Here is a 6,064-nt window from a genome sequence, read left to right as displayed (position 1 = left end):
ATAAAAGACAATTCAGACTCCACATCCAGGACCGAAGAGGATACTCCTCCCTTCTTCTGATACAGCAAGTCGTAGAGGGTTCCGTTTGAAACATCTGATTTCAAAGGAAAAGACAATTCCTTACAATCTCTGAACCGCTTGAGAAAATCATTGACTGTGGTCTTGCTGCATCCAAGACTCGCACCGATTTCCCTGCTACTGAAATGCATGAGGTAATGCATTTTTAAAATTTGAACATAGTCGATCATATTCGACCCCCAAGAGAGAGATGACACCACACAAGCGGTGTTTCTCTGACTATAGTGTAGGCCGAAGATATAGTGGCCGCCTTTAAGCGCTCACTGGCCGGAATTGGACGCCCCGTTGGCCGTTATTGCAGACCAGATGCAGATATTGGTTTTGAGATGTTGCAGCGGTTTGAAATACTACATTTCGACCGCCTTTTTTCTTTTCAAAGAATTGAGATTCGTAGGGTGTATTAAAGTCGCCCTTTTTTAAGGATACGGCGGTATTGACGGAGGTGTTGCCGTGTCTATTTTTAATTATCATAGAGCATACAAATTCTATTCATTAAAAAAATCCTATATCACCCAACGGGATATTATTGCTATCAATATGAACACACGCATCACCTAATAGGTATATATAGTTCCAAAAATGCTCGACTGTATTTTCAGTCGGGCATTTTTGCGTTTAATTTAAAGTTTTTAAAAAAAGTTTCTCAAAAGTTTGGCAGTTTTGTAATTCCCACCGTAGTAGTGGTGAAAGGGGAACAAGAAAGTCACCACCCGAAAGGGGGTGAGAATATGAAACCTAGTAACCATGATCAAAGTAAAAGGCACGCCTTTGATAGCTTTTGCAAAAAAATCCTAAAGAATGAGGCACGAGATTATTACGATGAATTGAAACGTCAACGTAAAAAGGAAAAAAGCTTTTCAGATTTATCTTTAAAGGAAATGGATCAGCTTTATACAGTAGACAAATACTTTGTTACTGAACAAATTTTCAATGTCTTAGGTCTTGATGTCATTGTTACAGATGACGTTATTGCAGGGGCATTAGATAATTTACCAGAACAGAAACGAGATATTATCCTACTCTCCTATTTTCTTGAACTATCTGACAGAGAAATAGGGGACAAGCTAAATATGTTGCGTTCAACCGTACAGTACCAAAGGACAAGAACTTTACAACAGATAAAAACTTTTATGGGGGGAGATGTCCATGAGTAAAAAGGCAGGAAAAAATAATCATCTACTTTCCTATCCGCTTATCGTATTAGCCTCTAGTGGGGATGTGGAAGCTATTAACGCCGTTCTGAAACATTATGAAGGGTATATTGCTGTACTATCTACAAGGCAGCTATACGATGAAAGTGGTAATCCGCATTTTTGTGTAGATGAAGTATTACGCCGTAGGCTAGAAACTAAGTTGATTACAAAAATTTTAACCTTTAATGTAGCTTGATAGGCAAAATCCATAGTAAGAAATATGCACCCCTTTCCATATTTCTCTCATGGTTCTATCCATACATTAGACATTTGAACATTGACAAAGAAAGCACAGAAGATAACGCTGTTGCAGTAGAAAATAAAACGGATACATTCATTTATATTGAGCCAAGGGGCTGATACGCCAAGACCTCTATTTAGGGAGAGCGAACAATATCAAACCTCAAAGCAAATATGGCAGTTTGTAGGCGATAACATATAAATGTGATAATGATACTCCCCTATAGCCACCGTCCGAGCGTTAAGAGCGTCGCAGGCAATGGGTAGGGTTTCGGCAGAATGCTGGAAGGGCAAAATCCCGTGGAGCTGTGCCAACAGCCGTCCGTTTTATTTGAAATTTAATTAAAACAGGTAGAAGGCTACCCAGCCCTCATCATTCAAAAAATAGTAATAATTATTTTAGTCCGTTGAAGATGAAAGGGGGATTTTTATGAAAGATAGGTTGATTCGATATAGTATGCAAATTGCCATGTTAGGACAACTATTGTCTTTGGCTCTTATAACAGAAAAAGAATTTACAATGATTAAAAATAGACTTATGCAAGATTATGGTGTTCTTTCAGACCTAACATCATAATCCATATGATTGTCATATATAAGATAAATTATTATGGATCTAACTGACTGAGTCTTACAAGAGCAATTTCCTGGATCCGCCTTGCACTCTGTGCTTGCCTTCTACTGATCTCCAGCGTTTGCGCAAGGTACTCTTTCTGACGTTCCTTATCCATGTAAGAATCGAATGCAACGCATCGCTGAATCCAGTTATGCTTGGCTGACCATCTGAGCAACAGCGACATGGACCAGGATTTTTCTATATACTTGTTAACTACTTTTTGGATACTCCTATCGATTCCATAATCTCTATAGGCGCAAAAAGCAGCATAGGCTTTGGTTGTCTCTCCCTTCTGTCTCTCCCAGATAGGAGCCGTTTGGTTCTTATCCTCGCTCACATGCATTCCCTTTGTTTTTAACAAACCGAATTAGCTCATATGCCAAGTCATTGGCTTTGAAGAGTAATTCTGCAAAAGTCACAAATTCCTCAACCGTGATCATTCTCAATGGATTCTGGACCAGATAGGAATGAATCCGTTCAAGTAATTTTGTTGAACTCTGTAGCAGCATCACCGAGTTATCTATCATTTGATCATCTAGAATAGAACTCTCCGAACTCATAAAACCTCCTCTGTTTTCATTGACAGTATATGACGAATTGCTATTTAAATGGTGTCAATCGGGACAGATAATACCTAGGTGACATCAATCCTTTTTCTTCGGTATTTGTTGATCTCTCGCCTCTCTGAAAAGCATATATTCCGGTTGGTAGTCCATACGTATATACCCAAGCCTGCCATCCCTGTTCTTTTCGATCAGCAAGAAAGTCTCACGATTGTTGTCATCCCCTTCCTTCTTTTCGATATGGTAGATCATGATTGCTACATCAGCATCCCGTTCAAGCTGTGTGGAATCTGAGAAATCGCTTAACTGTGGTTTCTTGCCCTCTGCATCTCTACGCAGTTGTGCTGCACAGATAACAGGTACATCCAGTTCTCTGGCCAGCTGTTTCAATTGCTTCGATATCTCTGATACCTGCTCATTCTTTGGGCGTGACTGATCGTGGAATGTCAACAGCTGTACGTAATCAATAAAAACTGCCTCAACCTTGTTGTATCGTTTAGCATCCCTGGCAATCTGAATGAGTCTTGCCAGCGGGATGTTCGGTTCGTCATGGATAATGATGTAGTCTCTATCATAGAGTTCACTGCTTGCCTCCATCACTTTCTTCGCATCAGCATCAGTAAGGGTCCCGTTGTAGTATTGACTGCTACTGATCTTCTTCTCGCGGATGATCATCCTGTCAGCAAATTCCGTCTTGCTTGACTCAGCAGAGAAGATAATGCAAGGAACATTGCAATTGGCCACAAGATTCATCAAGAGAGTACTCTTGCCCTGTGAAGGACGAGCACCCAAATAATACAAGCGAGTTTTTTGCAGGCCCCCAATAAAAGAATTCAGGATTGGGTATCCAGTTGAAAGCCCAGGAATCTTCTTACTCTCTATTCGGGCTTCAAGGGCAGCAATGCTCTCCTCGATACAGGTGGGTAATGCACAGGGTCTGAATATCATCCTACCTCTCGCATCCTGGGTTTCCTCAATGAACATATCTACCAAAGCGTCTGCAGGCAGGTCGCTTTTAAGGACTCGTTCACAAGTCTTCTTGATTGCTCTCACCCGTGAGGTATCGATCAACACCTTCTGATAATGCTCCCAGGTTGATGAAATGACATTACTGTCCTTGAGTTCAATAATTCTAGAGAGTGGTACCCCACTCTTCTTTGCAGTCGAGTTTTCGTCGACCACACCATTATCCCGTGAAAGGGCCAACATCGCCTCATAGATTGCCCGTTCCTGTTCACCTTGGAAATCCGATGGAGTGACAATGGTTTTGTTGATTATGGTTGGATCCCAGAGAATCTGGCCAATGAAATAGCGTTCTTCCTGCATCATTCTACCTCAACTCAGCATAGGGATCATTTTGCACAACTACATTGGATTTCTTTCCACCGCTGTCGTTACGTTCCCAAGTACGTACTGCAGCTTTCCAATCTTTCATTGGATTCTTGCCAACCCTCCAGCCATTGGCTTCGTAGTAATCAAAGAATTGAATGGGATTGACTGTGTTTTCTCGTTCAATACAATATGCCTCAATTTCTTCGATGGATGGTTTAGAAAATTTGATTGGTTGTTTTCTCTCCCTACAATTACTATCTATTTCATTTATTTTATTTATTTTATTTATAGCTGAGCAATTGCTGTTCAATTGTTTTGCATTTGCAGAACAATTGCTGGGCATTTTCTCGATTTCAATACTATCTAATTCTTTTATTTGTTTACTGTTATCAGATTTTCTATTATGTTTTTTACGACCAGCTATGCGTCTCTGTTCAGAGACGCTTATGATTTGATCTATCTGAGATAGGAGTCTATTCGACCAAAAGCATGTGCCATCGGACTCGAATAGTTGGTAAACCTCGATGCAATCGGACAGGAAATTCCTCACAGTTCTTACATCTTCTCCTATGGCCAGACTCACTACCTTGGCATTGAGTTCAGCTTTACCATCTGCAGAAAACAGATATTCTACTATTTCCCAAAAAAGGCCATATCCTCGAGCTCCGTATTTCTCCCGCATCTTCAGGACCTTCTCATCCCTGGAAGCATTCTCATCGTGGCTGATATATCGTTTAGTTAGTTTTGCCATTTCCAGGACCTCCTTTTGATTTCTGATGGATCAATGTTTCGAATAGTTGCTGGTTGAAAGAACCTCTACTTACCTGGTTGTCACGATGTTTGTTAACCAAGATCTTAAAAATGGCAGAGAGAAAATTCTGCACTGGATACGATTTATTCGGATCAACTTCCCCGAACTCCTCACGAAGAAACCATTCAACTATTTCTATGGAAGTCGGATTATATCGATTGGACATTGTGTATTCTGGAAGGCTATTCATCTGTCTGCCCTCCTATTCCAACTTCCATATCTGATTTCATCCAAGGTAGGTACTTCTCGTTGCTCCAACCAGGCATGGATCTTATCGATGTCGAAACGAACATGGCCACCGATCTTCAAATAAGGAATCGTTTTTTGCCATACATACTTTCGGACAGTCTTCTCCGCCACATTAAGTAGCTGAGCCACATCATTCACAGTCATAAATTGTTTGGTTTCCTTTCCCATGTAAATCCTCCTGACTCAGAAGTTCTCCAGAGTCAAGTGGAGTTTAGGGTGGAACCAATTTTCAGAAAGAAGGTGAGTTGAGTATTGTTGAGTATTATAGTTTTCAATGGAAGTAGAGGTAGGCATGGATGGGGAGTAATCGGAAGGTTCGCGCAAGATTCATCAGGCAGATCCAGAACGCAGAGTTCTCCAATACCTTGTCCTTGCCGAAGGACAACAGGTCGGACCATCCCAGGGTCTTTCCCACCGAGACGGTCACTTCTTCGCTCATCTTGCATTTGAAAGTAAACAGCTTGCCCAATCTCATGCTTCAAGCATAAGAAAAGACTCTGACAACCTCGATTAGTGGAAGGAGTTTGTTTAAAGAATATAGGAGAGAAAAAGGAATTGAATGTAATATCAGGAAGCAGTAATTATATTGAATTTGCTTAGGTAACTCTTATTCTGATTCTTTTGTGATCAGGCAAGCCGCAAAATTTGGAGACATAATTCTTTCATTTTCTCCATAGCTCACAAAACCCGTTGTATTAAAAAACGAGAAATGGAAGGTTTCCCTTTTTTTAAAGACCTTGCCTCCTGAATCTTCGAATTTAATTTCCAAATCTAGAGGTAAGGGGAATTTTATCTCTTCAAAGCTTTCAGGATCCAATTCTAGTAATGCGTATAGCGAAACCAGAATAGAAAAACTGTCGGAGACATGTATTAAATACTCTTGAACCTCTTTGAGGGGGAGGATGCAAGAAATTTTAGCTATTTCATGTTCATCTTTCTGAAACAACTTGAATGTATAGGAAGTATTCTCAGACATACAGGT

11 protein-coding genes are annotated in these 6,064 nt (G+C 40.5%); 3 read left to right on the top strand and 8 right to left on the bottom strand.

Annotated features, from left to right (window positions below):
• Positions 1–248 (bottom strand): sigma-70 region 4 domain-containing protein (locus tag JF818_RS05010; RefSeq protein WP_198890871.1); only part of this gene is annotated, 248 nt, incomplete at its 3' end.
• 558 nt (positions 249–806) lie between these two features.
• Here JF818_RS05010 and JF818_RS05005 point away from each other — a divergent pair.
• The 3 genes from JF818_RS05005 (at position 807) to JF818_RS04995 (ending at position 2,088) form a co-directional block, all read left to right on the top strand.
• Positions 807–1,232, top strand: a complete 426-nt coding sequence (locus JF818_RS05005; RefSeq protein WP_198890870.1) for an RNA polymerase sigma factor — start codon at positions 807–809, stop codon at positions 1,230–1,232.
• On the top strand, positions 1,225–1,467 hold the full coding sequence (locus JF818_RS05000) for a helix-turn-helix domain-containing protein (RefSeq protein WP_057994863.1): 243 nt from the start codon (positions 1,225–1,227) through the stop codon (positions 1,465–1,467). The genes JF818_RS05005 and JF818_RS05000 overlap by 8 nt, the downstream gene beginning before the upstream one ends.
• 474 nt (positions 1,468–1,941) lie before the next feature.
• Positions 1,942–2,088 carry an SHOCT domain-containing protein gene (locus tag JF818_RS04995; RefSeq protein ID WP_198890869.1) on the top strand — a complete coding sequence of 49 codons (147 nt, stop codon included), beginning with the start codon at positions 1,942–1,944 and terminating at the stop codon, positions 2,086–2,088.
• Between the two features lie 31 nt (positions 2,089–2,119).
• Here the strand turns inward: JF818_RS04995 and JF818_RS04990 are convergent, their stop codons facing one another.
• The 7 genes from JF818_RS04990 to JF818_RS04960 form a co-directional block, all read right to left on the bottom strand.
• A complete protein-coding gene (locus JF818_RS04990; RefSeq protein WP_198890868.1) occupies positions 2,120–2,488 on the bottom strand; it encodes a hypothetical protein in 369 nt (122 codons plus the stop codon).
• A 283-nt stretch (positions 2,489–2,771) separates the two neighbouring features.
• Positions 2,772–4,019, bottom strand: coding sequence for a DnaB-like helicase C-terminal domain-containing protein (locus JF818_RS04985; protein WP_198890867.1), 1,248 nt, complete (start codon positions 4,017–4,019; stop codon positions 2,772–2,774).
• A gap of 1 nt (position 4,020) precedes the next feature.
• Positions 4,021–4,773, bottom strand: a complete 753-nt coding sequence (locus JF818_RS04980) for a DUF4373 domain-containing protein (RefSeq protein WP_198890866.1) — start codon at positions 4,771–4,773, stop codon at positions 4,021–4,023.
• The gene (locus tag JF818_RS04975) at positions 4,757–5,023 is read right to left on the bottom strand and encodes a hypothetical protein (protein WP_198890865.1); all 267 of its coding nucleotides are present in this window, start codon (positions 5,021–5,023) and stop codon (positions 4,757–4,759) included. The genes JF818_RS04980 and JF818_RS04975 overlap by 17 nt, the downstream gene beginning before the upstream one ends.
• On the bottom strand, positions 5,020–5,250 hold the full coding sequence (locus tag JF818_RS04970; RefSeq protein ID WP_198890864.1) for a helix-turn-helix domain-containing protein: 231 nt from the start codon (positions 5,248–5,250) through the stop codon (positions 5,020–5,022). The genes JF818_RS04975 and JF818_RS04970 overlap by 4 nt, the downstream gene beginning before the upstream one ends.
• Before the next feature lie 103 nt (positions 5,251–5,353).
• On the bottom strand, positions 5,354–5,557 hold the full coding sequence (locus tag JF818_RS04965) for a hypothetical protein (RefSeq protein WP_198890863.1): 204 nt from the start codon (positions 5,555–5,557) through the stop codon (positions 5,354–5,356).
• Positions 5,558–5,689: 132 nt separating this feature from the next.
• The coding region (locus tag JF818_RS04960) for a hypothetical protein (RefSeq protein WP_233066312.1) at positions 5,690–6,064 on the bottom strand (375 nt) is incomplete at its 5' end.

Source organism: Sphaerochaeta sp. S2 (assembly GCF_016406725.1).
Taxonomy (GTDB): domain Bacteria; phylum Spirochaetota; class Spirochaetia; order Sphaerochaetales; family Sphaerochaetaceae; genus Sphaerochaeta.
The sequence above is the reverse complement of the archived record's forward strand: the minus strand, read 5'-3'. Positions and strand labels throughout refer to the sequence as shown.